Annotated in this window: 19 protein-coding genes and 3 pseudogenes; 11 read left to right on the top strand and 11 right to left on the bottom strand. The window is 67.4% G+C overall.

The window, feature by feature from the left end; all coding sequences use genetic code 11:
- Positions 1-5: 5 nt before the first annotated feature.
- The 3 genes and pseudogenes from gnd to ppgK all read right to left on the bottom strand — a co-directional run bounded on the left by gnd (position 6) and on the right by ppgK (position 2165).
- A complete protein-coding gene (gnd, locus tag OG698_RS10305) occupies positions 6-1037 on the bottom strand; it encodes a phosphogluconate dehydrogenase (NAD(+)-dependent, decarboxylating) (RefSeq protein ID WP_406102778.1) in 1032 nt (343 codons plus the stop codon).
- Positions 1038-1047: 10 nt separating this feature from the next.
- Positions 1048-1332 carry a hypothetical protein gene (locus OG698_RS10310; protein ID WP_406102779.1) on the bottom strand — a complete coding sequence of 95 codons (285 nt, stop codon included), beginning with the start codon at positions 1330-1332 and terminating at the stop codon, positions 1048-1050.
- 97 nt (positions 1333-1429) lie between these two features.
- Positions 1430-2165: pseudogene (gene ppgK, locus OG698_RS10315) on the bottom strand (polyphosphate--glucose phosphotransferase).
- A 1260-nt stretch (positions 2166-3425) separates the two neighbouring features.
- On the opposite strand from ppgK, the gene OG698_RS10320 reads away from it, so the two are divergent.
- Positions 3426-6632 carry a DNRLRE domain-containing protein gene (locus OG698_RS10320; RefSeq protein ID WP_406102780.1) on the top strand — a complete coding sequence of 1069 codons (3207 nt, stop codon included), beginning with the start codon at positions 3426-3428 and terminating at the stop codon, positions 6630-6632.
- 81 nt (positions 6633-6713) lie between these two features.
- Here OG698_RS10320 and OG698_RS10325 read toward each other — a convergent pair whose 3' ends face one another.
- Positions 6714-7217 (bottom strand): hypothetical protein, encoded by a 504-nt coding sequence (locus OG698_RS10325; protein WP_399983312.1) that lies wholly within the window; start codon positions 7215-7217, stop codon positions 6714-6716.
- A gap of 187 nt (positions 7218-7404) precedes the next feature.
- Between OG698_RS10325 and OG698_RS10330 the strand changes: the two genes are divergently transcribed.
- The 3 genes from OG698_RS10330 (at position 7405) to OG698_RS10340 (ending at position 8592) form a co-directional block, all read left to right on the top strand.
- Positions 7405-7665 (top strand): winged helix-turn-helix domain-containing protein, encoded by a 261-nt coding sequence (locus tag OG698_RS10330; RefSeq protein ID WP_406102781.1) that lies wholly within the window; start codon positions 7405-7407, stop codon positions 7663-7665.
- A 70-nt stretch (positions 7666-7735) separates the two neighbouring features.
- Positions 7736-7981, top strand: a complete 246-nt coding sequence (locus OG698_RS10335) for a hypothetical protein (RefSeq protein WP_406102783.1) — start codon at positions 7736-7738, stop codon at positions 7979-7981.
- 89 nt (positions 7982-8070) lie between these two features.
- Positions 8071-8592 (top strand): hypothetical protein, encoded by a 522-nt coding sequence (locus tag OG698_RS10340; RefSeq protein ID WP_406102784.1) that lies wholly within the window; start codon positions 8071-8073, stop codon positions 8590-8592.
- Between the two features lie 103 nt (positions 8593-8695).
- Here OG698_RS10340 and OG698_RS10345 read toward each other — a convergent pair.
- Positions 8696-9909: pseudogene (locus OG698_RS10345) on the bottom strand (RNA-guided endonuclease InsQ/TnpB family protein).
- Between the two features lie 54 nt (positions 9910-9963).
- On the opposite strand from OG698_RS10345, the gene tnpA reads away from it, so the two are divergent.
- The 3 genes and pseudogenes from tnpA to OG698_RS10360 form a co-directional block, all read left to right on the top strand.
- Positions 9964-10395 (top strand): IS200/IS605 family transposase, encoded by a 432-nt coding sequence (tnpA, locus tag OG698_RS10350; RefSeq protein WP_406102785.1) that lies wholly within the window; start codon positions 9964-9966, stop codon positions 10393-10395.
- 577 nt (positions 10396-10972) lie between these two features.
- Positions 10973-11983, top strand: coding sequence for a hypothetical protein (locus tag OG698_RS10355; protein WP_406102786.1), 1011 nt, complete (start codon positions 10973-10975; stop codon positions 11981-11983).
- A gap of 163 nt (positions 11984-12146) precedes the next feature.
- Positions 12147-12236: pseudogene (locus tag OG698_RS10360) on the top strand (IS5/IS1182 family transposase); the annotation flags it as partial.
- Positions 12237-13052: 816 nt separating this feature from the next.
- Here the strand turns inward: OG698_RS10360 and OG698_RS10365 are convergent.
- Positions 13053-13361 carry a DUF6193 family natural product biosynthesis protein gene (locus OG698_RS10365; RefSeq protein WP_406110951.1) on the bottom strand — a complete coding sequence of 103 codons (309 nt, stop codon included), beginning with the start codon at positions 13359-13361 and terminating at the stop codon, positions 13053-13055.
- A gap of 582 nt (positions 13362-13943) precedes the next feature.
- Here OG698_RS10365 and OG698_RS10370 point away from each other — a divergent pair.
- Both OG698_RS10370 and OG698_RS10375 read left to right on the top strand, forming a co-directional pair.
- Positions 13944-14597 (top strand): TetR/AcrR family transcriptional regulator, encoded by a 654-nt coding sequence (locus tag OG698_RS10370; RefSeq protein WP_406102787.1) that lies wholly within the window; start codon positions 13944-13946, stop codon positions 14595-14597.
- Positions 14598-15001: 404 nt separating this feature from the next.
- Positions 15002-16213: an RNA-guided endonuclease InsQ/TnpB family protein gene (locus OG698_RS10375; protein ID WP_406102788.1), complete on the top strand. Its 1212-nt coding sequence runs from the start codon at positions 15002-15004 to the stop codon at positions 16211-16213.
- 60 nt (positions 16214-16273) lie between these two features.
- On the opposite strand, the gene OG698_RS10380 is transcribed toward OG698_RS10375, so the two are convergent.
- Both OG698_RS10380 and OG698_RS10385 read right to left on the bottom strand, forming a co-directional pair.
- Entirely contained in the window at positions 16274-18718 is a 2445-nt protein-coding gene (locus tag OG698_RS10380) for a SpoIIE family protein phosphatase (RefSeq protein WP_406102790.1), read from the bottom strand.
- Positions 18719-18798: 80 nt separating this feature from the next.
- On the bottom strand, positions 18799-21264 hold the full coding sequence (locus OG698_RS10385; RefSeq protein WP_406102791.1) for a SpoIIE family protein phosphatase: 2466 nt from the start codon (positions 21262-21264) through the stop codon (positions 18799-18801).
- Between the two features lie 85 nt (positions 21265-21349).
- On the opposite strand from OG698_RS10385, the gene OG698_RS10390 reads away from it, so the two are divergent.
- Together OG698_RS10390 and OG698_RS10395 are read left to right on the top strand one after the other, a co-directional pair.
- Positions 21350-21643 (top strand): TetR/AcrR family transcriptional regulator, encoded by a 294-nt coding sequence (locus OG698_RS10390; RefSeq protein ID WP_406102792.1) that lies wholly within the window; start codon positions 21350-21352, stop codon positions 21641-21643.
- A 30-nt stretch (positions 21644-21673) separates the two neighbouring features.
- Positions 21674-22054, top strand: a complete 381-nt coding sequence (locus tag OG698_RS10395; RefSeq protein ID WP_406102793.1) for a hypothetical protein — start codon at positions 21674-21676, stop codon at positions 22052-22054.
- 116 nt (positions 22055-22170) lie between these two features.
- Here the strand turns inward: OG698_RS10395 and OG698_RS10400 are convergent, their stop codons facing one another.
- Genes OG698_RS10400 through OG698_RS10410 form a run of 3 tightly spaced genes read right to left on the bottom strand, consistent with a single transcriptional unit; the run spans position 22171 to position 24965 of the window.
- Entirely contained in the window at positions 22171-23370 is a 1200-nt protein-coding gene (locus OG698_RS10400; protein WP_406102794.1) for a cytochrome P450, read from the bottom strand.
- Between the two features lie 31 nt (positions 23371-23401).
- Positions 23402-24766: an NAD(P)/FAD-dependent oxidoreductase gene (locus OG698_RS10405; RefSeq protein ID WP_406102796.1), complete on the bottom strand. Its 1365-nt coding sequence runs from the start codon at positions 24764-24766 to the stop codon at positions 23402-23404.
- Complete coding sequence (locus tag OG698_RS10410) at positions 24756-24965, bottom strand: ferredoxin (protein WP_406102798.1); 210 nt, start codon at positions 24963-24965, stop codon at positions 24756-24758. The genes OG698_RS10405 and OG698_RS10410 overlap by 11 nt, the downstream gene beginning before the upstream one ends.
- Between the last annotated feature and the right edge of the window lie 77 nt (positions 24966-25042).

Raw genomic sequence — 25042 nt, forward strand, 5'->3', positions numbered from 1 at the left:
AGCCCTCAGCCCTTCTTTTCGGCGTGCCCGCCGAACTCCGAGCGCATCGCCGAGAGGATCTTGTCGGTGAACTCCCCGGCCTGTCTGGACTCGAAGCGCTCGTAGAGCGAGGTGGTGATGACCGGTACCGGGACGCCTTCGTCCACCGCGGCGAGGACGGTCCAGCGGCCTTCCCCGGAGTCGGAGACCCGCCCGGTGAAGCCGTCGAGGGAGGGCGACCTGGCGAAGGCGTCGGCGGTCAAGTCGACCAGCCACGAGCCGACGACCGAGCCGCGCCGCCAGACCTCGGCCACTTCGCCGACGTCGATGTCGTACTGGTAGGCCCACGGATCGCGCAGCGGCGTCGTCTCCGCGTCGACCTCTTGGCGGCTTGTGCCGGCGTCCGCGCGCTTGATGATGCTGAGGCCCTCGGCGATCGCGGCCATCATCCCGTACTCGACCCCGTTGTGGACCATCTTCACGAAGTGCCCGGCGCCGTTCGGCCCGCAGTGCAGGTACCCGAGCGGGGCGGTGCCGTCGGTCCGGGTCCGGCTCGGCGTCGGCTCGGCGCAGCCCTCGCCGGGAGCGATCGTCTTGAAGATCGGGTCGAGATGGGCCACGGCCTCATCCTCGCCGCCGATCATCAGGCAGTAGCCGCGCTCCAGCCCCCAGACCCCACCACTGGTCCCGCAGTCGACATAGTGCAGCGACTTGTCGGCAAGACGCTTGGCGCGCGTGATGTCGTCGCGGTAGTAGGAATTGCCGCCGTCGATGAGGATGTCGCCGGGCTCCAGCAACGGCTCGAGCTGGTCGAGGATGGAGTCGACGATCGCAGCCGGAAGCATGAGCCATACGACCCGTGGCTTGTCCAGTTTCGCGACGAAGCCCTTGAGTGAGTCTGCGCCCGTCGCGCCCTCGCCGACCAGTTCGGCGACGGCGGCCTCGTTGACATCGGACACGACGCAATGGTGGCCGTCTCGCATCAGCCGACGCACCAGGTTCGCCCCCATCCGGCCGAGCCCGATCATCCCCAGCTGCATGGGCTTGTCTGTCGCCATGTGGTGCCTCCTAGTCCTTGAGCGTGCGGTAGTGCCGGATCAGCGCGTTCGTGGACGAGTTGTGACCGAACTCAGGCTCGGTCGCGCTCTCGAGTTCCGAGATGATCGCGACAGCGAGCACCTTGCCGAGCTCGACGCCCCACTGGTCGAAGGAGTCGATCCCCCAGATCGTCCCCTGGCTCGGGTGCCCGGCTTCGCGGTACGGCGTGAGCACCTCGGCCAGCAGCACGTTCGGCGGGCGGTTGCCCTCCATCACCCGGTGCGGCGCCACGTCCTCCGCCGTCCCCCTCGACACGCACCTCGTCCGGTGCGGATCGTGTTGCCAGGTCGTTGTTGCTCAACGCCAGCCTCCCTGAAGGTGCTGCCCGGGCCGTCATATCGACCGCGGAGGGCTAGGGTTGCCCTTCCCCGGCCGGGGCGAAGAGCGCCGCGCCGACAATGCCCGCATCGTTGAACAGCTGCGCCGGCACGATCTCGGTCCTGAGCTCGATGTGCGGCAGGAACTTGTCGGCCTTCTTGCTGACGCCGCCGCCGATGATGACCAGGTCGGGCCACAGCAGCCGTTGGACAAGCTCGAGATACCTCTCCAGACGGTGCGCCCATTTCTTCCAGGACAGGTCGCGTTGCTCGCGCACCGACTCCGCGGCCCAGTCCTCGGCATCCCCGTGGTGCAGCGGCAGGTGCCCAGCTCGCTGTTGGGCACCATGAACCCGTCGGTGAAGACGGCGCTGCCGATACCGGTGCCGAGCGTCACCATCACGACGACGCCCTTGCGTCCCTTGCCGGCGCCAAAGCGCATCTCGGCAATCCCGGCCGCTCGGCGTCGTTCACCACCCTCACGTCGCGGCCGGTCGCTCGTGCGAAGAGCTGGGCCGCGTCCGTCTCCATCCAGGTCGGGTCGATATTGGACGTCGTCTGGACTATGCCGCCCCGAATGACGGCCGGGAGCATCAGCCCGACCGGTCCTGGGGCGCCGATCTGGGAGAGCACCGTCACGACCACGTCCGCGACTGCCCCCGGGGTCGCCGGATGCGGGGTCGGGATCCGAACCCGCTCACCGATGAGGCTGCCGAGCTCGAGGTCGACCGCCGCTCCCTTGATACCGGTGCCGCCGATGTCGACTCCCAGCTCGTGGGCCGCCTTGTCCTGAATTTCCTGCGCCACTGACCGCTCCCCTCAGGGGCTGGCCCAAAATGTGTTGTGTGAATCTTGGACGTTAGGCCCCGCAAGAGCCTCGCCACGTAATTCCTAATTTTCACACATGCCTCTAATATTCGCCACGTCACCTTTATCAGGTTCCTCCCGGGCGTGAACGCCCTGGATTCCTCGCAAGAACCCGCTGAACCAGCCGTCGCCCGAGGCAAGGCGGCTAACAGACTGGCGTCATTTCACGTGAAGATCTAGCAGCTTCTGATCGCTACCTGCTGTTCAAAACATGGACAGCAGCTGCCGCTTGAAGCGAACGAAGCCATCCATGCTCCCTTGCGCCCCGGCACCCCAGCTCCTCCTTCAAGGGCACGAACCTACCGAGACTGGCCCGATCCTCCGTCTCGATTCCTCTCGGCAGCGCCGTTCACATCCGTTCAGGTCAGGCCGGAAGCCGTCGGAAAGCAAACACACCCCGCGCACCCGCACCACTGGACGTGCTCCGCGCGGGAGGAAGCGGCCGGGTCAACATCGCCGGCGTCGTCTGCTTCCGACCGGCCCCTTCGACTTCAGCGCCACCCTTCCACCCTGGCGCCAGACCTTGCGCCAACACCGCACCGTCCACTCCGTGACCCGCAGATCGGCCGCGATCACCGTGGCTTCATCCCCCACTCGAACCGCTCAGCCGCCTTCAGCCCCAGCCGTTCCCGCTCCTCCTGCTCGACAGGCCTGTATCCGCTCCTCTCCGCACATTCCATGATCCCGTCGTACCGCAGGGATCACGAACCGTCACGAACCCCACAGGCTGCACGAGTTCAACCTGAGTAGTGACTCAGGGAGTAGCGGCGAGAGCAGTAGCCAGCAATCCATGCGTGGGCCTGAAAGCATGATGTGTCTGGCTTTGCCGATACTTTCCGCGGAAACGAGGCAGATGCGAGTTGGCATCAGACTTAAGCCCCTTCACTTGCCCGCGACTTGACACAGCAAACGCACAGCTAGATGAGTCTGCAGGACACCACAAATGTGGGCTGCAGATTTCGGGTGATCCTGCAAGCAACCGTGAACCACATCTCATTAGTAGCCAACTCCGGCCAGAACCAAATGCTTTACTCGGCATTTACGGTCTCTTGGTGATCGCTTATGACGAGCGATCCGGAAGGGACAGACGAGTTGAGTACGCAGATACCTGGGCGCGCCGCGCGATCCAGACGACGAAGAGCCCAAGTCGCCGCGCTGGCAGCGATGCTGCTGGCGGCCGACGTCACCCTGACGGCTGGTCAGACAGCAACCGCCGAAGCCGGACGACCCACCGCGTCCGCGGGGAGCGAGGCGCAGGCCGAGCAGCCGCCCGCGGACGACATCCGCGCGTCCGACCTGGCCTGGGCCGCGCAGCACAGCAAGGGCGGCATCCCCTGGGCGCTCGCCGAGGCGAGGAAGACGGGGGAGAAGACTCTCGCCCCGGACGAGACCACGCCCACCAACCTCACCTACGCCAACCCCGACGGGACACTGACCTCCGAGGTCACCGCCGGGCCCGAGCGTATGGAGCGCGACGGCAAGTGGGTCGATGTGGATGCCACTTTGACGACCACCGCCGACGGCGGCGTGCAGGCCAAGGCACACCCCCAGGGCCTGACCCTCGCCTCCGGCGGCGGCACCCCGGCCAAGTCGCTCAGGGCCGCGCAGGATGACGCGGGCCGTGACCTGGTCACCCTCGGCACCGGGGACGAGCAGGTGACGTTGCAGTGGAAGGGCGGTCTGCCCAAGCCCGTCCTGAACGGCACCACCGCCACGTACAAGGATGCGGTGCCGGGCGCGGATGTGGTCGTGAAGGCCACCCGTACCGGCTTCGAGCAGTTCGTGAACCTCGACGCCAAGCCGGCGGCCGGTGATTACACCTACACGCTGCCGCTGAAGGCCAAGGGGCTGAAGGCTACGGCGCAGCAGGACGGTTCGGTGCTGTTCACCGACGCCACCACCGGCGCGGAGAGGGCGACCATGCCCGCCCCGGTGATGTGGGACGCGAGCGTCGCCACGATCTCCGGCAAGCACGAGCGGCGGGCCCGGGTCGGCATGAAAGTCGACGACAACGGCGGCGGGAACATCGACCTGCACGTCACCCCGGACGCCGCCTTCCTCGCCGACCCGGACACCACCTACCCCGTCACCGTCGACCCGTCGACGTCCGCTCTGGGCAACACCTTCGACACGTACGTACAGCAGGGCGAGACCACCGACCTCGGTTCCGAGACTGAACTCGACTTCGGCAACCCCGGCACCACGAACGCGGACGGCACCCCCCGCACCGCGCGTACCCTGATGACGTGGAACACCGAGCCGTTCGCCGACGCGCTCGTCTCCTCGGCCAGCGTGCAGCTGTACAACTTCCACTCCGGTGCCACCGACTGCAAGGCACAGGGCTGGACGGTCTGGAACACGGGCGAGGGCTCCTCCGCCTCCCGCTGGACCAAGCAGCCCGCCTGGATGCAGCAGTACGCCTCCTCCACCCAGACCGCCGGCTACCCGGCCGGCTGCACCAACACCGCCGACGGCTGGATCAAGGCCGACGTCACCGACCTGGTCAAGGTATGGGCCTCCGCCAAGCAGACCCACGGCTACATGGGCGTACGCGCCGAGACCGACGACGTCAAGGGCTGGAAGCGGGTCAACTCCCGCAACGCCACGGCCAATCAGCCGAAGCTGACGGTCAACTACAACTTCCGTCCGGGGGACGGGGCCGCCCAGCACGCCGGGCCGCCGTTCACGTCGTACAGCGGTGTGTGGGGAGTCAACACGCTCACCCCCACGCTGCGGGACAAGTTCGCCGATGCCGACGGTGACAAGGTCAACGGCACCTTCCAGGTGTACGACGCCGCCACGAACAAGCCCATCACCACACCGGCGGGGGACGGCGTCATCGTCTCCGACTACGTCAAGCCCGGCGAGTGGGCGACCGTGCAGGTGCCGGCGGGGCAGCTCGTGGACGGCAGGACGTACAAGTTCCGTACGAACGCCTTCGACGGCACCCACTACAACCTGAACTTCTCCCCGTGGCGCGAGTTCGTCGTGGAGACGGCTGCCGCCGGGCAGCCCACCTCGCTCAAGCCGGGCGATTCCTACACGATCACCGACCGTAAGCTCATTTCCGACCCCGCCAAGGTGCAGGAGGTCTTCGCCAGGGACGGCAACCTCGAAGCCCTCGGCGTGAAGCCGACCAGCGGTCCCTCCGCCACGAAGCCCATGAGCACCATGGCTGTCTGGGAGCGCAGTTACACCACCCCCAGCACGAAATTCGCCGGGGGCAGGAAGCCCGCGGATCAGTACGAGTACATCGCCGACGTCGACGAATGCTCCAATGCCGATGACGCGGACAATGCCGCCGGGTACATAAAGAACCGCTTCTCCTACTGCCAGGAGACGCTGACGCTCATGCCGGCCATCAAGTGCGGCCTGTGGCCTCCGGGGTGCTATCTGCAGGGCGAGTACATTGCCACCAACACCCTGATCGGCAAGGGGAAGATCGGTGGCCTGGACGGCAGTGAATACACCCGTCACGCCGACTTCGACCTGAACGTCGATGTCCACTGGCTGGGCGGGGACTTCAAGAAGCCCGGCGCCAAGATGAAGGCGACCCTGCCGTGCGAAGGGTCATGGAACGCGGGAAATGCTGACGCCAAGGAGGAGGAAGCCTGCTATTCCGGACTCTACGAAGAGCGCGAGGACTCTCCCAGTCAGTGGAACACCGACGGTGACGCGCAATTCGACCTGTGGTCGTCGACGCCGCATCTTCCCAGCGTGGAGGGCGGTGAGCAGGTAGCTGAGGGGAAGTTTACCCCGACCTTCGAGTTCACCCTCCCCGGCTACGGCCAGTTCATTCCGACCGAGGGTGAGGAGGGCGAGATCCGTTTCGACAGCGCTGCCTACAACCCCTGGGCCAATGTCGGTTCCGTCTTCCCTGACGCAACACCTTCCTTCCGCTACGACAAGAGCGACACGAGCCGCGTCGTACCGGATGCGTACACCGGAGTCGAGGCGGTGGCCAGGCACATCGACGAGGCGCGCAAGGACCCGGACAGCTCCTTCCCGAAGAAGACTGGGAAGAACCTGCCTGGCGAAAGCCCGCTGCACCCGCTGCACCGCATCACTGAGTCCGCCGGAGCGACCTCCAAGGCGCGCTACGACGAGAATGAGAAGGTCCGCAAGCTCGACTGCAACGAGAACACCCCCGGCGCCCCGGCCGCGGGCAAGGACTGCGACGAATACCCGTTCCGCTCGTCCGCCGAAGGCGCTGCCCGCTACAAGTACGAAGGCGACGAATTCAAGGACGACTTCTCCGTCCGCTACATCAACCGGGAAGAAAACCAGGAAGCAGGCCGCCGCCTGGGCGCCTGGTATCACAGTGACCGAATCCTCGACTGGGAAGCCTTCACCGTCACCATCGGCGACTGATGCTCCTGCAGTGATACTCCGGTAAAGCAAAAGCAGGGCCGTCCCCATTCGAGGGCGGCCCTGCGGTCCGTTCGACGCGGTTCAGGAGGTGGCGGTCCGCCAGATCTGCACCAGACAAAACTGATCCTCCCCACCCAGAGCGGCTTCATGGCCGGCGGGCGTAACCAGTACGTCGGAACAACCCTGCAGAGGTGAGGTGAAAGGACCCGCGGCCGGGTTGAACACCCACTGCCACCGCATCCGGTACGTGCCCGGCGACGGCAACACCAGCGGAATCTCCCTCAGCCCGCCATCGACGGTCTGCAGACCAAGATCGCCCTCAGGAAGGTCCACCTCGACCTCCTCTTGCCCCGCCCACTGACCGGGCGGCAGCGCCGGTGCAGTGGCCCACGACTCCAGACGTATCACCGTCGTGCCCACCTCCGAGGGCACCTGCAGATACACCAGGCCCGGCCCCGGAAGCAGCCACTTCGATCTGTCCGCATCATCATCGAACGTTTCCGCCCCCATGGTCGTGTCGACCAGCCCGAACAGCCGGTAGCTCGCCGACACCGTCGTATCGCAGGAATCCAGCAACCTACCCATCAAGCACCTCCAAATCAGGGGAAACACCGCTCAATGGCGGCGCTCCCACCGACTGTAAACGAAAGGTAGGAACCATGTTCCGTACCAGCGGCGCAGGAGCTGCAGGCATAGCACTACTCAGGTTGAACTCGTAGAGCCTGTGGGGTCGTGACGGTTCGTGATCCCTGCGGTACGACGGGATCATGAGATGTGCGGAGAGGGGCGGATACAGCTGTCGGCGCGGGAGTGGGGCCGGCTGGAGGCGGAGTTTAAGCGGGGCCCGCCGGCCCACGGCTTCACCGACGACCAGCGGTGGATCTCGGGCCGGATCAAGACCCTGATCGGGCGGCTGTTCCACAAGGGCTACACGGTTCTGGGGGTGGCCAAGCTGCTGAAACGGCACGGCTGGTCCTGCCAGGTTCCCGTGCGCCGCGCGATCGAGCGCGACGAGGAAGCCATCGAGCTGTGAAAGGACGAGGTGTGGCCGCGGTTAGGGCCTGTCTGATGGGTTGCGTGAGGTGGGTCGTCTGTGGCCTGGTGTGTGGTGCCGAACGAGGGGGATCGCTTGTCGCGGTATACGGCTGAAGCCGAAGCGGGGATGGCTCTACGACGACGCCACCGACGGCGTCGACGACAGCCCCATCGGCGAAATGCTGGGCATCGCGCCCATGGGGCTCGCCGGCTGGTTCAAACCCTTCAACAACGGCCGCTACGTGCACCCGTACGCGAAGGGCACTCCGACCGGAGAAGACGAACAGGAAAGCGGGGAACACGAGCGGAGTTGAGCGCTTGCCCCCGCCCACACGTACAGAACCTCCGAAATAGAGCCTGTCCCGTTACGGCCGATCGATTCAGAAGTGAGGTGAGGGCCACCGTGACCAGCAATAGCAAGACGGCGCGCACACTGTCCCGTGCCGGTGTGACGGTGGCCCTCGCGCTGCTCGCGACCGGCTGCAGTCCGCCCGAGCGCCCGCTCGTGGCCATAGGCAGAGGCCCGGACGGAGACGTACGGACGCTGCTGCATCCCTGCTCGGACGACGATCGCATCCGGGAGGTCGTGCTCCTCAGAATCGACGAGAAGGGCGACAAGGCAGACCCCGCAAACCTGGGCGACTGGTCTGCCCAGTTGCCCGGTACGGCCTCCGGAGACCAGGAGTTCAGCGTCTTCAGCCTCCCGAAGGACTGGCAGGGCACGGCTGGTTCCGCCACAACGCTGGCACCAGACCGGGACTACTCGGTGTGGTTCGTCGTCGGGCCGAACGACACCGTGCGCTACAAGGGCGTCACGAGCTTCACGCGTGCGGACGTCGAGGGTCTGCCGCCCGGGCAGTGGTGGGCCGACGGAAAGGCCATGAGTCGCGCGGAGTTCCGGGCGCATGCGGACGACGCCTGCTGAGGACCGCGAGGGCCGCTAGGCGTTGCTACAGAGTTCGGCGTGGCCTGCACGGGGCGTGAGACTGAGGGTGACTCCTCCCCCTCATGAATGAGGGGGCTTCTCGCTATGCCTGGTTGGCGTTGCGACGGACCAGCCCGGCCCGTAGAACGTTGATCGCGCCCACCGTGTCCGCGTGCGCGGAGTGGCCGCACAAGACGCAGTGGAACGTCTCCTGTGTGGGCCGGTTCTCCTTCGCGGTATGCCCGCATTCTGGGCACTGGCGGGAGGTGTTGCGGGGGTCCACGGCGATCACCTCCCGACCGGCGCTTTCAGCCTTGCTGGTGAGGATCGTGAGGAACACCCCCCAACCGGCGTCTTGGATCGAGCGGTTGAGTCCGGTCTTCGCGGCAGCCCCGTTGGGCAGGAAACCACCCGGCGTCTCGGGATCCGGCTTGGGTGCGACCGTCTTGCTCATGTTGCGGATCTTGAGGTCTTCGTGCGCGATGAAGTCGTGGTGGCGGACCAGGTCAAGGGCGGTCTTGTGTGCGTGATCGAGACGCTGTCGGCGGACCTTGCGGTGCAGGGTGGCGACACGTTCGACGGCCCGCTGGTGATTCTTGGTGCGCTTGCCGCGGCGGACGCGGCCGAACCGGGCGAGGTCCTGTTGTGCCGTTTCGAGGTTCGCGGCGGCCTTCCGGCCGTGACGCGGGTTGGGTACGAACTCGCCGCCCGAGTCGGTAAGGAAGTTGGCTATGCCCATGTCGATGCCGACCGTGCTGCCCGTTCTGGGCAGCGGTTCGGGCTGTGCCTGTTCAGCGGTGAGTACGACGAACCACTTGCGGCCCTCACGCTTGACCGAGACAGTCTTGACCTGCCGACCACGGGGCGGTGCTGGTTGACCTTGACGTGCCCGACGCCTTGGAAGCGGACGCGGGAGACGGCCTCGTGCGGGGTGGAGTCCCAGCGACAGCCGTCGCCGTCCTTGGGGAAGTCCACCGTGTCGAACCAGTTGACGCCACGAAAGCGCGGGTAGCCGGGCGTGTCACCGGACTTGATCCGGCGGAAGAACGCGGCGAATGCCTTGTCGAGGCGGCGCAGGGTGGCCTGCTGCGAGCTGAACGACCAACGCCCCTGGCGCTCCGGGTCGAACGACCGGATGTCTTTGAGCTGCGCGGACTGCATCCCGTACTTGATGCTCGTCTTCGAGGCGTGCCGGTAGGCGTCACGGCGCTCCTGCAAGGCCCCGTTGTAGAGCGAGCAGTGATCGCGGAGCATCTCGCCCAAAGCGGCCTGCTGGCCCACGGTGGGCCGCAGGAGGAACTTGTACGCACGGATCACCCGGCCCACCCCCCATTCTTCTGGATGGCTCGAAGAGCATACGACGCTTGGGGTATGTCACCGCGCTGGAAGCCAACTCCCGATATCCGTACCGGTCGTCACGTCGCCTACAACCTGCACGCTCACTTGGTGTTTGTAACCAAGTACCGGCGCGGCATCTTCGATGACGCCATGCTGACGCGGTGCGAAGAGATCATGCGGGAGGTGTGCGGCAGCTTCGAGACGGAACTGCGCGAGTTCAACGGCGAGGCCGATCACGTACACCTCCTGGTGCACTACCCACCCAAGGTCGCCCTGTCCAAACTGATCAACTCCCTCAAGGGAGTCAGCTCCCGCTACCTGCGGGCCGAGTACACCGGCCGGATCAACCTGATCGGGACGGGCTCGGTGTTCTGGTCCCGCTCCTACTTCGCAGGCTCCTGCGGGGGCGCCCCACTGACCGTGATCCGCCAGTACATCGAGGGGCAGAAGCACCCTGTGAGCTGAGGCCAAAAGCGCGGACCCGCGCTGACCGTGCCGGTCACAGCAGTCTTGAGATGCGTTTCCCTCCCCGACTGAAGCCGGGGATACCCACGCAAGATCAGGGATGGAACGATCTTGTGGTGGCTGGTGTGATTACGGCGTCGGAGCCGTCTTGGATAGCTGCGCGTGCCGAAAATTGCGTCCACTCAGGTCAACACCCATCGCGACCTCTTCGAGTCCGCACGGCATGATGATCACTCATGCTCCTGCGCCTCGCCTGCCTGACCGTGACGAATGCCTGCGCCACACTGCGGCTGCTCCCGACGAGTGACCGCGCCAAGGACGCCGAGACCCTCTCGTACAGCACTCGCGCTCACGGTGTGGCAGTCGTTGGGGCGCTAGGTCGGCGTAGCCCCGGACCCGGACGACGCACGGGCCGGGCGACAGATACACGCCAATCTCCCGGCCCCTCCCGCCACAGGTCGAATCGGCCCCTAACTTCCCTGACACAGCGGCGAGTTGCAGCTACATTGCCGTTGCTCCACATCGCTCCCATCCCCCACGCCTGCACCCCCCGTCCTCATGGAAAGGGCCGCCAGCCGTGATCGATTCCGCTGTTCCGTCGCCCCGCCGAAGCCGTCCCAGACGCTTACGTATCGCCGCGGTCACCGCTGCCGTCGCCGCCGCCCTCACCCCGGGCCTCGGCCTGACGGGCGCGGCCGACGCCCACGCGGCCCCCAGCTCCGTCGCTGTTGCCGCCGGCCCGTCGGCCCCCACCGGCACGGATGTCACGTACGAACTGGACTCCTTCACTGCCACGATCACCTGGTCCGGTAATGCCCGGAAAAACGTTGCCGGTTACCGCGTCTTCCGCCGGCCGGCAGGCGAAGGGGCGCCCCCTGCCGAAGTCATCAGTGGTGACGCACCACTGACTGCGACCTCCTTCACGGATCACCCGCCCGCCGACGGCGCCACCTACGCCTATTGGGTACGTGCCGTCGACCGGGCCGGCCATGAGTCGTCCGACAGCGCAGCCGTGTACGTGAGCACGGCCGACGCGACCGCGCCCGAAGCACCGACGAGTCTCACCGCGCAAGGCACGACCGCGGGGAACACCCTGCGGTGGACAGCTCCCCCGGGCGACTGGGACCACTTCGAGATCTCGTCGGATCCCGATACACGGCCGTATCCGGACGAGGGGGCCACCACCACGTCCTTTACGGCCCACACGGACCTGTCGGCCCCCACGGGCGTCTCCGTCTCGTACCGCGTCCGGGCCGTCGACGCCGCAGGGAACGCCTCCGCGTACACCGAAACCGTGACCGTGACCCGGCCCGAGCCGGTCGGCCCCACGCCCGCCTTGGTCGAAAGCCAGGTCATCGACGGCGCCGCCCACCTCTGGTGGGACGTCAACTCGGAAATGACGAACTACTACCACGTCTACCGCCGCAGCCCCGGCGAGCAGGCCTGGACCCTCGTCGGCACCCCCTACGCTTCCTCCGGCTCCTGGGTCGACCCCCAGCCCCTGTTCGGATACACGAACTACTACATCGTCAACGTCGACGACGCGGGCAGAGAGTCGGCACCCGCCAGAACCAGCGTTCAACCGTAGACATGGCCGAGGTGGGGCTGACATAACGTCAGCCCCACAACTTGTGTGAATGGACCGCTGGTTACTTCGGGCCGGGCATGAGCTTCTCCGTCTGCTCATCCGACAGAAAATCGAGCAGAACGCGCGCCTGTGCCCACACGTGCGCGAGCACTATGCCCAGATCATGAGCGAACGCCGATCGTATCCGACTGATCTGTCCGATGCCCGCTGGGAGTTGATCGAGCCAGTGCTTGCAGCCTGGCGTTTCGAGCGCCGCGGCCACGCGCTGGACTTCGGGCGACCTGTCCCGCTCGGAAATACGATTCTGGCTCTGGCCTGCAGCTTCTCCGCGCGAGGCAGCGGCCTCCGCGGCGCCTGGGATGATCCTTCGATGCCGTTGTCGATCGTCACCGCGCTGGTCCGGAATTTGATCAAGGTGCCTGCTGCCGTGCTGCGCAGCCAGGAGGGCCCGGCTTTATTTCAAGACCGCTTGCTCCCTAAGCAACTCGGGACGCTCGCTGTCCTTGGGCAGCTGTGCCCGTCACCTGCGTTGATGGTCCGCTGACGTCCATGGTTGTTCGCGGTTGTGCGACGCGGTTGTCACGCAGTTAGACACTCAGTGCGCCTGGCACGCGGAGCCGTGGCGCAAGCTCCTAGAGGCCGCGTAGCGCCTCGTACAGGTCGCCGTAGGCGGTCCAACAGTCGATGCTGCCGTTGTCGTACAGGCTGCCCATGTACCAGCCGTCGTCATCCACAGGCTTCACGAGACACAGGCCGTGGAACCCGAGAACGATCTCTGGGCGTGGCATCTCGTGGGCCTCGCCGAAGCCGACCCACTTCACTGACCGATCGGGATCCAGGGTGACAGCCTCTCGGTCCCCCGACACATCGCGGATCTGCTGAAGAGTCCATCCCCGGGGTAGTCGCGCATCGGCCACCTATGGATGATCTCACTCGCCCTGTGTAGATCACCGCTTTGGGAGCGAGGTGGGGGAAAGTGCTGGCGCGACCTGCGACGACACATCTAGGACCCGCCTTCAAATCCCCTTACGGGTGCTGGTCTCCTTCCGCCAAGCTGATGGGCCCGCTCTCACCTGCTGTCTCGCGCCTTCTCATATGCGGCCAGTTCCTCTGCACTGCCCATGAAGGCCGGGCCGCAGTGCGGCGGCAGCCGATCGATGACCATCGCTACTGCGGCCCGCGCGCTTTCCGTCTCAGCAATCCCTTGGCTGCTCCGACTCGGTCCTTCGACGTAGTACCTGCCGTCGCTCAGCGTGCTGATGTAGGGGATGTCCCAGGGGTAGCGGATCTCCGTGCACCTGCTGAAGTGCAGCTCCCACATCCCGGTCCACGGAAAGAGCTGACGAAGCAGCGGCTCGGCATGCGCCACCCGCACCAGCCCGGCGAACGGTTCCCCACCTCGTACGAAGCGACAGTCAGCCTCGCGTCGTTCCGGCTCTGGGCAAGATCCGTTTGAAGACGGGCCCTAGGGGCGATTCCGCTTCTGACCTGCGGTGAAGTGGCCTGATGCCCTCGATGCCGACAGCGTGTTGCCCGCCGTTCCCCGCCTGACCCGGCACGGGTCTGGCACGGGCTTGAGTGGTGAGGCAGCCGCCCCTTGCCGCACTCCGGGGCTCGGCCTCTACCGTGTGGACGGCCTCACCGCACAGGCTGCGCCCGGGACTCTCGGGATGCCTCGTCTCAGCTGCCCAGTGCTGCTATGGCCCCGGCCAGGTTTGCCTAGGGGTGTGATCAACAGGGAGTTCTATGTCTGAGAGAGTCCTCCTGCGAGGTGCGCCAGCCCGGCTGGGTCCGGTACGGATGGCCAGCATGTCTGTGCGAACTTCACATGCGGCGGCTGCTGGCGAGAATGGCGCACAGCGACGGACCGATAGAGCAGGCGATTCCCGCTTCTGCCAAAATCGGACGTACCGCTTAGCCTCTGCGCCCCACCCTGCAATACAGATCTAGTGAGGTTGTCGTGAGCAAGCCCGTGGCCCGCGCACCTCAGCGCCGCAATGCGCGGTCCAACCGGGCGCGCATCCTGGACACGGCCCGCCAGGAGCTCGGCCGGAACCCGAACATCACGATGGAGGAGCTCGCGCGAGCCGCCGGAGTCGTGCGGCGCACGCTCTTTGGGCATTTTCCCGGGCGGGAAGCCCTGCTGGTCGCGCTCGCCGACGAGGCGTCCGCAGCGCTGCGGGAGGCGGCGGAGAACGCGGTGGGGCTGGATGAACCGGCTGAGCGGGTCCTGGCGCGGCTGTTCCTTGCGATGTGGCCCGTGGGAGACAGGTACCGGATGCTCTTGGCGCTGGCTCGCAGGGACTTGGGAGCCGAACGCGTAACGGGGATCCTGGCTCCGATCCGAGACGCGGCGACGGACATTTTGGAGAGGGGACAGCGGGAGGGAGTTTTCCATTCCCACCTGCCACCCGTGGCGCTCAGCACCGGACTGGAAGCGCTGACGGTCGCCTTGCTGGAGAGCGTTAATGACGGGGTACTGGATGATGATGTTGTCCCTCTCGTCATCGCCACCCTGATCGCTGCCGGGGTGCCGGAGAAACGTGCGAGTGACGTGGTCGTGGACGTCTCTTCCGTGATCAATGCCAAGCCGGGCTTCGGTGATCGCGCCTGATCCCGGTCGCTGCGCCTCCATCGATCCGAGCCGCGCCGTGGCCACGAGGTGGGGGTCTGCTCCTGCTCGCAGGCTCCGGCCTCGGGTAGGAGCTGTCATGGCACACCGGGTCGAGAGACATCAGAACTGTGGGTGACTCTGCCTCGACCCACTCGGTGAGCCGTAGCTTCAGCGGGTTCTTGCGAGGAACCCCGGGCGTTCACGCCCGGGAGGAATCGCATCCACGGGGTGCGACGCGGAGCGTCGCCGTGATGTGCCGCAGGCCATGACGGCCGGGAGGCGTTCCGGCGGAACGGGGCTACGGCGGTGTGCGCGTGGGAGGGCCGGAGCAGGTGTCGCTCGTTCGGGTGGGGCGGGGGCGAACGTGTGGTGGGTCTTCGTCCAGGTGTATAGGTTCGCTGCTCGTGAAGCTGGTGGTGAGGGTGAAGCTGCTGCCGACGCCCGTACAGGCGGCGGCACTTGAGGCGACCCTGCACGCCTGCAACGAAGCCGCGACCCGGGCCGCGTCCGTCGCCTTCGAGAAAGAGGCGCAACGTCCGCTGGAGCTCCGCAAGCACACCTATGCCGAGATCCGGGTCAGGTGGGAGCTTGGTGCGCAGGCCGCCCAACACGCGATCAAGAAGACCTGCGACGCCTACACCACCCTGAAGGCGAACCTCCGGGCGGGACGGTACGGGCGGCCCGGGACCAAGCGTCACACTCGCGCCTCGGGCAAGCCGGTCATGTTCCGGCCCCAGGCGGCGCAGCCTTACGACGACCGGATGCTGTCCTGGCAGCACCAGGCACGCACGGTGTCCATCTGGACCACCGCGGGCCGGCTCAAGGGCGTGGCGTTCACCGGGCACGCCGGGCAGCTGGAGGTCCTGGCTGCGCACCGCCAGGGTGAGTCCGACCTGGTGTGCCAGGGCGGGAAGTGGTTCCTGATCGCGACCTGCGAGATCGCCGAAGCCGCCCCGAACGCCCACCCGGCCGGGTTCCTTGGCGTCGACCTGGGGATCGTGAACATCGCGGCCACTTCCGATGGGGAGCGCCACTGCGGCAGGCGGATCAACCGCAAGCGCGAGAGTGACCGCAAGCTGCGTTCCAAGCTGCAGAAGAAGCACACCAAGTCCGCCAAGCGGCGGGCGAAGAAGTACGCGGGCAAGGAAGCCCGGCGGAACAAGGACATCAACCACAAGATCAGCAAGCGGATCGTGGCGGAGGCAGGGGGGCACCTCCCTGCTCGAGCGCAGCCGAGAGCTTGGGGGAGCACCGGTCGCGGGATCGCCCTGGAGATACTCACGGGCATCCGCGAGCGGGCACGGCTGAGAAAGCCCCAACGCACCACGCTCCACTCCTGGCCCTTCGCCCAGCTCGGCTCGTTCATCGCCTACAAGGCGAAGCGGGCCGGGGTGCCGGTCGTCTACGTCGATCCGGCCTACACCAGCCAGGAATGCTCCCAGTGTCATCACACCGCACGCGGAAACCGGCCCGCCCAGGGCGTCTTCGCGTGCCGGGTCTGCGGCTTCGTTGAGCACGCAGACCACAACGCGTCCCACAACATCGCCCACCGCGGGTGGTACGTGTGGGTCTACGGGGCCCAATCAACGGCCCCTGAACTCACCCTCATCGCGTGAGAGCTGGATGCAGCCGAACCCATCACAGCCAGTGATGACTGGAGCAGCAAGCCCGGTCGTTCACGACCGGGTAGTTGACGGGGAATCCTGGATGACTTGCTCGGACCAGATCGTCTTTCCGTTCTGGCCATGGCGGCAGCCCCATCGTCCGCCGAGTTGAGCGACGAGGAACAGGCCGCGTCCTCCCTCGTCGGTTGTGCGGGCACGCCGCAGGCGGGGTTGGGTGCTGGTGGAGTCGGTGACCTCGCATACGAGGACGTCATGGCGAATCAGACGGAGGTCCATCGGCGGACGGCCATAGCGGATGGCGTTGGTCACCAGTTCGCTGACGATGAGTTGGGTGGTGAAGAGGAGGTCGTCCAGGCCCCACATGGTGAGTTGGCGGGTTATCCACTCTCGAGCCTTGGAGACGGCGGCCGGATCGGCCGGGATCTCCCAGTGAGCGGTGTCCGCCGCTGGGATGGCGCGGGTGCGGGCCAGGAGCAGAGTCGCGTCGTCGCGCGGCGCTTGGTCTGTCAGGTCGGCGAGGAGAGCCCTGCCGGTTTCGTCCAGCGCGCGATCCGGACGGCATGACGCGGCGAGGGCATCCGTCAGGCGCCGCAGGCCTTGGTCGATGTCGCGGTCGCGCTGTTCGACCAGGCCGTCGGTGTAGAGGGCGAGGACGCTGCCCGGCTCGACGTGGATCACGGTGGTCTCGTATGGCATGCCGCAGACGGCGAGCGGTGGCCCCGGGGAGATCGCGACGACTTCGGCGGTCCTGTCGGGCCGGACCAGGACGGGTGGCGGGTGCCCGGCACTGGCTATGGCACATCGTTGGGTGACCGGGTCGTAGACCGCGTACAGGCATGTGCCGCCGATGATGTCGTGGTCGCCGGCTGGGGTTTCGGCCGCGAGGCGCTGGACCAGGTCCGCGAGCCGGGTGAGCAGCTCGTCCGGTTCGAGTTCCAGGTCCGCGAGCGTCTGGATGGCGGCGCGCAGGCGGCCCATGGTGGCGCTTGCGGGCATGCCGTGGCCGACGACGTCTCCGGCGACAAGTGCCAGCCGGAGAGAGGGCAGAGCGATGGCGTCGTACCAGTCGCCGCTGATTTCGGCTCCGCCGCCTGCGGGCAGGTAGGCGCTGGCGGTCTCGGCTGCAGGACTGTCGGTCGTGGCCGGGGGAAGGAGGCGCTGCTGCAGCACTACGGCCGCCCTGTGCTCGCGCGTGTAACGGCGGGCGTTGTCGATGGCGAGCGCACCCCGTGAGGCGATCTGTCTCATGAGATCCGCCTCGTCCTCGGTGAAGGGGTCGGATCGGCCGCAGCGCCAGGCCGATATGGCGCCGAGCGTGAGCCCGCGGGCATGCAACGGTGCCACCATCACCGAATGGGCGTCCTTCGGGACGAGATACTCGACCAGCTGTGGGTCGCTGACCATGGCGATGTAGTCGTCACGGCCGAAGACGACTGTGTCGCCGTGTCGGAAGCTGCGCAGGAGGGGGTGGTCGGGAAGGGGCGGGACGGCGTCGCCGCGCTTGATGTCGGCCGGCCACACTGCGGTGGTCGGCGCAAGGGCCGCGTTGCCCATGTCTCCACCGCCCAGCTGCTTCGAGGGTTCTTCCCCGTTGAAAACGGGGTGCGCAAGGTCGACTGCGGCGAGATCCGCGAACGCAGGTGCGAGAACGTTCGCAAGGTCCTGCGCAGTGCGCACGACATCCAGGGATCCTCCTACCCGCTCGGCCACCTCGCGGGCGAGATCCAGATTACGAAGGGCACGCATCTGGTCGGCGTTGTCCATGTAGAGGGCTGCGACCCCCGTGGGGCGTCCTCGCGCGTCCTCCAGACGGAAGGCGGACAGCGACAGCGCGTGCTGCCGCGCCGGATCGTGCCGCCAGCTCACTTGCTGGTTCTTGCGGATCACTGGGGCACCTGTCTCGAGTACCTGGCGCAGTACTGCCTCGAGGTTCTCGGCGTCCTTGGCGCACAGTACGTCGCTCAGCCGAGCGCCGGGCTGTACTGGACAGCCGTCGAGAGGGCCCGGCGTGGCGTTCGTTTGCACAGTGGTGAGATCCGTGTCGTGCACAGCGATCGTGATCCGGTTCTGTGCGGACAGTGCACGCAGGAGCGCTGCGCCCTGCTCGTGGTCGGCGACGTGGTGTGTAGGAGCCGCCAGGACGAGGACCTCCGTCGAGCCCACTTTTGTGGTCCGGAAGGTGACATCGACGGTGTCGCCGCACTGGTGCCACAGCCGTACCCGGCCGGACGCCGGCATCTCCGTGGTGTCGCGCAGGTCGTCCGGGAGGTTGGCCACCAGTTCCTGCGCGGGACGGCCACAGACCTCCTCGGCGCGGAACCCCGTCAGGTCCTCTGCTGTCTTGGTCCACCGCAGCACCGCGCCTCGATTGTCGAGGACGGCGGCTGCCGGACCGTCGCAGGCGTACAACCTGCCGCTGGGACCGGAACCGGAGGCGCCCGTCGATGCTTGGGAGGCGCCTGCCGAGTATGCGTTCTTGGCACTCTCTGTATTCATCTCTGGCCTTCTTTCCGAGATCCTGGGGCTCGAGAGATCGGCCCGCTGTGGCGGCCGTCGGCCGCCTGGTCGGCAGCGCGTCACACCGCAACGGCTTTGGAGCGCAGATCTTGTTCGGCCCAGACGACCTTGCCGTCCGTGGCGGAGCGGGAGCCCCACCTGCTGGACAGCTGCGCGACGAGGAAAAGACCGCGGCCGTTCTCGTCGATGCTGTGGGGATGACGGGGGCGTGGGTGGCTGGTGTTGCTGTCGGAGACTTCGCAAGTCAGGACTTGGTGCTGGATGAGCTGTAGGAAGATCGGCCCGCCGCCGTAGCGGATGGCGTTGGTGACCAGTTCACTGACGATCAGTTCCACGGTGCTTACCAGATACTCAAGCCCCCATTCGCTGAGCTGATGAACAGCTGCCTGCCGGGCGATGCGGACGGCGGCCGGCTCATTCGGCAGTTCCCAGGAAGCGACCTGGGCCGGTTCGAGTCTGTGAGTCCGCGCAAGGAGCAAGGTGACATCGTCGGCCGGGGCCTGGGACGGCAAGGCCTCGATCACCTGAGAGCACAGGTCTTCCAGGGACGGACCGGTCCTGGCCAGGGCGACGCCCAGACGATCCAGTCCCACGTCGATGTCGTCGTCGCGGGACTCGACCAGACCGTCGGTGTAGAGCGCGAGCAGAGTTCCCTCGGGCAGTTCTAGTTCCACGGACTCGAAGGGGACTAGGCCGAGGCCGAGGCCGAGCGGGGCCCCGGCGGGCATGTCGGGGAAAAAGACATGACCCTGCGGGTCGATGATCGCGGGCGGGGGATGTCCGGCCCGCGCCATCGTGCACCGCCGGGTGACCGGGTCGTAGACGGCATACACACAGGTGGCGCCCACCACCGCGGGGTCCTGGTCGGGAGCGTCGGCGTCTTCCTCGTTCAGGCGCCGGACCGTGTCATCTAGGTGCGTCAGCAGTTCGTGGGGAGGCAATTCCATGTCCGCGAGCGTGCGGACGGCGGTGCGCAGCCTGCCCATGGTCGCCGCAGCGTTGATGCCGTGTCCGACCACATCGCCGACGACGAGGGCCACCCGGGCGCCGGACAGTTTGATGACGTCGAACCAGTCGCCCCCCACGCCGTGGTCCATGTCAGCCGGCACGTAGCGCGAGGCCACCTCGACGGCGGCGCCGCCTCGCACATGGTGGGGGAGCAGGTCGCGTTGGAGCGTGAGGGCCGCGGTGCGTTCGCGAGCGTACCGGAGAGCGTTGTCCAGGCAGAGCGCGGCGCGGGTGACGAGCTCCTCGGCGAGGAGCAGATCATCCTCCTGGAACGGCGTCTGCTCCTCGGAGCGGAAGAACAGCGCCAGTCCCAGCACGCAGCGCCGCGCACGGATGGGGACGACCATCAAAGAGTGGACCCCGGTGTCACGGACCTTCTGGGCCCGCGTCGGGTCGTGGTCGACCCACAGGCCGGCATGGGTGTCCAGCACCGGTTCCAGGTAAGACCTGCCCGTGCGCAGGGCGGTGGCGAAGGACGAGGCCGGGTGGACGTGGATCACCTCTTCGCGCACCCACGGCAACTCCGCGACATCTGGGTCGATGGTGGCCAGACCGGCACGACGCAGCAGAGGGGGACGGCGGCCGCTCGTCGTGCCGATCCGCCCCGAGGGCTCCACCCCGAACGGAACCGACTCCACCAGGTCGACGAGGGCGTGGTCGGCCAGCAGGGGCACGGCGAGGGCGGCCAGTTCCTGCCCGGTCTGCATGACGTCGAGGGTGCTGCCGATGCGCGTGCTGGCTTCGCTGAGGATGGCAAGGCGCTCACGCGCCCGCCGATTGCCGGTGACATCCACGCTCAGGGAGCACACACCCAATGTCTCGCCGTCGGCGTCCTGGAGGCAGAAGAACGAGGCTGAGAACACGTGCGCCGGGCCCCGGCCCGCCGGCGGCCACGCCCGGTACTCGTGGACCTTGGTGGCGCCGCTCTCCAGGACCTGCCGCATCACTGCCTCGAGCGCTTCGGCCTCGAAGCCGGGAAACAGATCTTTCAGGTGGCGTCCGAACCATCGGTCTCGAGGAACGCCAACGTGGTGCTCCATGACGTCGTCCACCAAGGTGCAGCGCAGTTGCAGGTCATGAACGAGGATGCCGATTGGTGCGCGGGCAAGGAGCGAATCCCGCACCGGTCCGTTGGTCGTCCCCGAGGACAGGGTGCCGATGTCGGTCACGGATACCAGCCACCGGGTGCTGGCGTCCTGTCCCCAAAGCAACGAGAGCCGCAGAGTCATTTTGAGCGTGTGGCCGACGCGGTGGCGGACCGCCACGGTGCCGGACCAGCCACCCTGGGCACGACACTGCTCGGCGTGCGACGCAGCCGTTAGGGCCTCCTCGGGAGGCGGCAGCACGTGTGCGGCGGACCGGCCTACCACCTCCCGCGGCGTGTACCCGACCAGCTGCCGGGCGGCATGCGTCCACCCGACCACCGTCCCCTCCGCATCGAGCATGGCTATTGCCGCATCGGGTACCTCTCGGGGGCTCACCGGCTCGGCGAGTGGCGTGTGGTCGGTGTTCGTCATCGGCTCTTTCCATCGGTGCGGAGGTGTGAGGCAGCGTCGACATGTAACCTTCATCGGCTTTGTCCACTTCTGATTGAATTGTCAGATGCGATCGCTTCATCGTCAAGTGAAAAATGATGGATTAATCAGAATTGTTGCTCTTATTGATGGGCATGCCGATGCCCGCCACGCAGGAACCGATTCGAACCCCGTCCTGCCCCAGACCCGCCAGGCACTCGTCCGCGCCGCGCGGCAGATCCTGGCCGAGTCTGGCGGCAGCAAGGCCAGCGTCCATGCCGTCGCGGAGCGTGCGGACGGGGGCATCCGTTCCGTCTACAACCACTTCACGGGCAAGTCGGGCCTATTCGACGCGGCCGTGGCCGATGCACTGGAGGAGTAGGCCCAAGCCGTCGACGAACGCCTGCACGGCGTGGACGATCCCGCCGAGCGCCTCGCTGGGGGGGGCGTGCGGCTCAGCGCGCGCATGGCCGAGTCATACCCGGAGATCATGCAGATCCTGTGCCACAGCCAGCTCGGTCGGATATGCGCCGGCGACGGGCTGACTCCGCGGGCGAAGCGCGACGTGGAGGAGGGCATGGCCGCAGGCCGGTTCACCGTGGCCGACCCGGTGATAGCCCTGACCGTGCTGAACGGCAGTCTGCTGGCGCTCCTGGAGCTGTGGTGCAACCAGCCCGAGGCCGACAGCGACCAGGCCGCGGGCACCATGGCAGAGATGATCCTGCATATGCTCGGCCTTTCGCCGGATGAGGCCCGTGACCTCGCCCGGCGGCTCCTTCCCGCCGCAGCGTGAAGAGGATCCCGTCGCGCACCGGCCGATTGGCGCCGACTGCGCACCGGCTCTCCCTCGGCCTGCGTAATGGACCGGGGTGGCTGGCCTCTCTCGCCTGCTGTCGCCGCCCCTCAGTCTCAGAGTTGGATGGGCAGGTGGCGGGGGCCGCGCAGCATGGCGTTCTGCCGGTAGGGGGGCGGGTCTTGGACAAGGTGTGCCGTGCCGAGGTGGGGGATCAGCGCGCCGAGCGCGGCCTCGGCTTCGATACGGGCGAGTGGCGCGCCGAAGCACAGGTGGATACCGCTGCCGAAGCCGACGTGCTGGTTGTCCGGGCGGGTGGGGTCGAACCGGTCGGGTTCGCTGAACCGCATGGGGTCGCGGCTGCCCGAAGCCAGCGCCAGGATGACGGACGTGCCGCTGGGGATCGTGGTGCCGGCGACGTCGATGTCCACGAGGGGGAACCGCTCGCGCATGTGGACCGGGGGCTCGTAGCGCAGCAGTTCCTCCACCGCTCGCGGCAGCAGGCCGGGGTCTTCGCGCAGACGGTCCAGTTGGTCGGGCCGGCGCAGCAGGGTGAGGACGCCGTTGGCGATCAGATTGACCGTGGTCTCGTGTCCGGCGATGAACAGCAGGATGGTGTTCGCCGCCAGGTCCTCCTCGCTGAGCCGTACGGCCGGGTCCGGTTCGTTGACGAGGTCGGAGAGCATGTCGCCGGTGGGCCGACCGCGGCGCTGTTCGGCGAGTTGGACCAGGTACTGGCCCATCTCCTGCTGCGCCTGGCCGGCTGCCCGGTCCCGTTCGGCGGTGTCACTTTCGGGCCCGATGTCGGCGGACGCGACGAGGGTGTCGGTCCAGTCCTGGAAGAGCTGCTCGTCCTTGTCCGGGATGCCGAGCAGGCGGCAGATCACGGTCACGGGCAGTGGGTAGGCGAAGTCGTCGACGACGTCGATCTGCCTGCCCTCCTGGAACACTTCCGCCAGTTCCTTGGTCAGCTGGACGATCTCGCCCCGCATGGAGTCGACCCGGCCCGGACTGTGCGGCGGGCCGAACGGCCGCATGGCCGAGTTGCGCAGCCGGTGGTGCTCGGGGTCGTCGAGCCGCAGGAACGACGGTTGTTGTGTCACCTCGTACGGAGCGGGAGCGGTGCGCGAGCGCGGATCGGCACTCATCCGGGGGTCGTGCAGCAGCGCGACGATCTCGTGGTAGGTGCCGATCAGGTAGCTGCCGTCCGCCTGTCGCACAGCGGGCCCCGCCTCGCGGAGTTCGGCGTACAGCGGGTAGGGGTCGGGGCGGTTGGCGTAGTCGGTGATCCGGGCCAGCAGGGTGTCGGAGGCCATGGTGGCTCCTCGTGGTGGGGCGGGACGTGGGTCAGCCGGGGTGCACCAGCGTCAGCCGGCGGTCGGGCAGGTATCCGGTGAGCGCCACGGTGGGGCCGTGGGAGAGTACGGAAGGATCCGGCACATCGGAGGGGATCGGTACGTCGGCCGCGATCGCGCGGTCCGCCGCGCCGGGTGGGGGCGGGAACGGCGCGGCCGTCTCGATCAGATGCCGGTAGTAGTCCAGTGACTTGGCCATGTCGACGGTGACCGCGGCGGTGACCCGCCCCTTGTAGCCGTAGACCATTGCCAGGCGGCGCGCCTCCAGGGAGCCCTGGGCGATGACCACGTGGTCGGAGTAGGTGGGCACGCCCACCGATTTGATGTTGAGCCCGAACTGGGTCGACCAGAACGTCGGGATGGCCAGGTGCGGGCGCCGCAACGGCCCCGGACTGACCATGTTGTGGGCCGCCACCTCGGCCTGCTCGACCGCATTGCCCCAGTGCTCCAGCGAGAGCATCTGGTAGCCGAACAGCGGGTGCGGGAACCGGGAGACGTCACCGGCTACGAAGACGTCGTCGGTGACGATCCCGTACATGTCGAAGGCCCGGCATCCGGCGTCGCAGGCGAGCCCGCGCGGGCCCGCCGCCAGCCCGGACTCCGCCAGCCACTCGACGTTGCGGATCGCGCCCAGCGCCACGACGCACACGTCGGCGTCGACGCGGCTGCCGTCGGACAGCTCCGCACCGGTGAAGCTGCCGTTCCCGTGCAGGGCCGTGACCGTCACCCCGGTGCGCAGGTCCACGCCGTGGTTGCGCTGCATGGCGGCCGCGAGTTTCGCGAGGGTGCCACCCAGCGCGCCCACCAGGGGCGCGGGGCCGCGTTCGGCGACCGTGACCTCCAGCCCCCGTTCCCGGCAGGCCGAGGCGATCTCCGAGCCGGTGAAGCCGCCGCCGATCACCAGCACGCGCTCCGGCCCGGCGGCCAGCCGCTCGGCCAGCCCTGCGCCGTCCTCGCGGGTGCGCAGGGTGAACACCCCGTCCAGGGCGCCCTCCTCCACGTTGGGCCAGGGCCGCGCGCGGGTTCCGGTGGCGATCAGCAGCCGGTCGTACGGCAGCGACTCGCCGTCCTCCAGCAGCACCTGTTTCGCGAGTGGGTCCACGCCGGTGGCGCGCACGCCCAGCCTCCACTCGGCGTCCGGGTCCCGGCGCATCGGCAGCCCGGTGGTGTCCGCCGCCGCCCGCCCGAGCAGCACCTGCTTGGACAGGGGTGGCCGGTCATAGGGCGGGTGGGGCTCGTCCCCGACCACGGTCAGTGAGCCGGTGAAACCCTCCTCGCGCAGCGCTTCCGCGGCCCTGAGCCCGGCCAGCGACGCTCCGACGATGACGATGCGGCCGTCCTTGAGGTCACCGGGCACCGCCGCTCACCTCTTCCCCGAGGAGGATCGCCTGCACCGGGCACGCCGCCGCGGCCTGGCGCACGTGCCCGACCTGGTCGTCGGGGACGGCCGTGGCGTACAGCAGCCCCTCCTCGCCGTGCAGCTCGAACACCTCCGGCGCGAGAAAGACGCACTGTGCGTAGCCCTGGCAGCGCGTGAGGTCCACAACGGCCTGCATCCCCACCACTCCCTCCGTTGTCTCACCCCCTCATATCCAGCATGGGGCCGGACCCGGGCGCCCGCACGCCACGGCTC

Origin of the sequence: Streptomyces sp. NBC_01003 (assembly GCF_045162695.1) — a bacterium.
Taxonomy (GTDB): Bacteria; Actinomycetota; Actinomycetes; order Streptomycetales; family Streptomycetaceae; genus Streptomyces.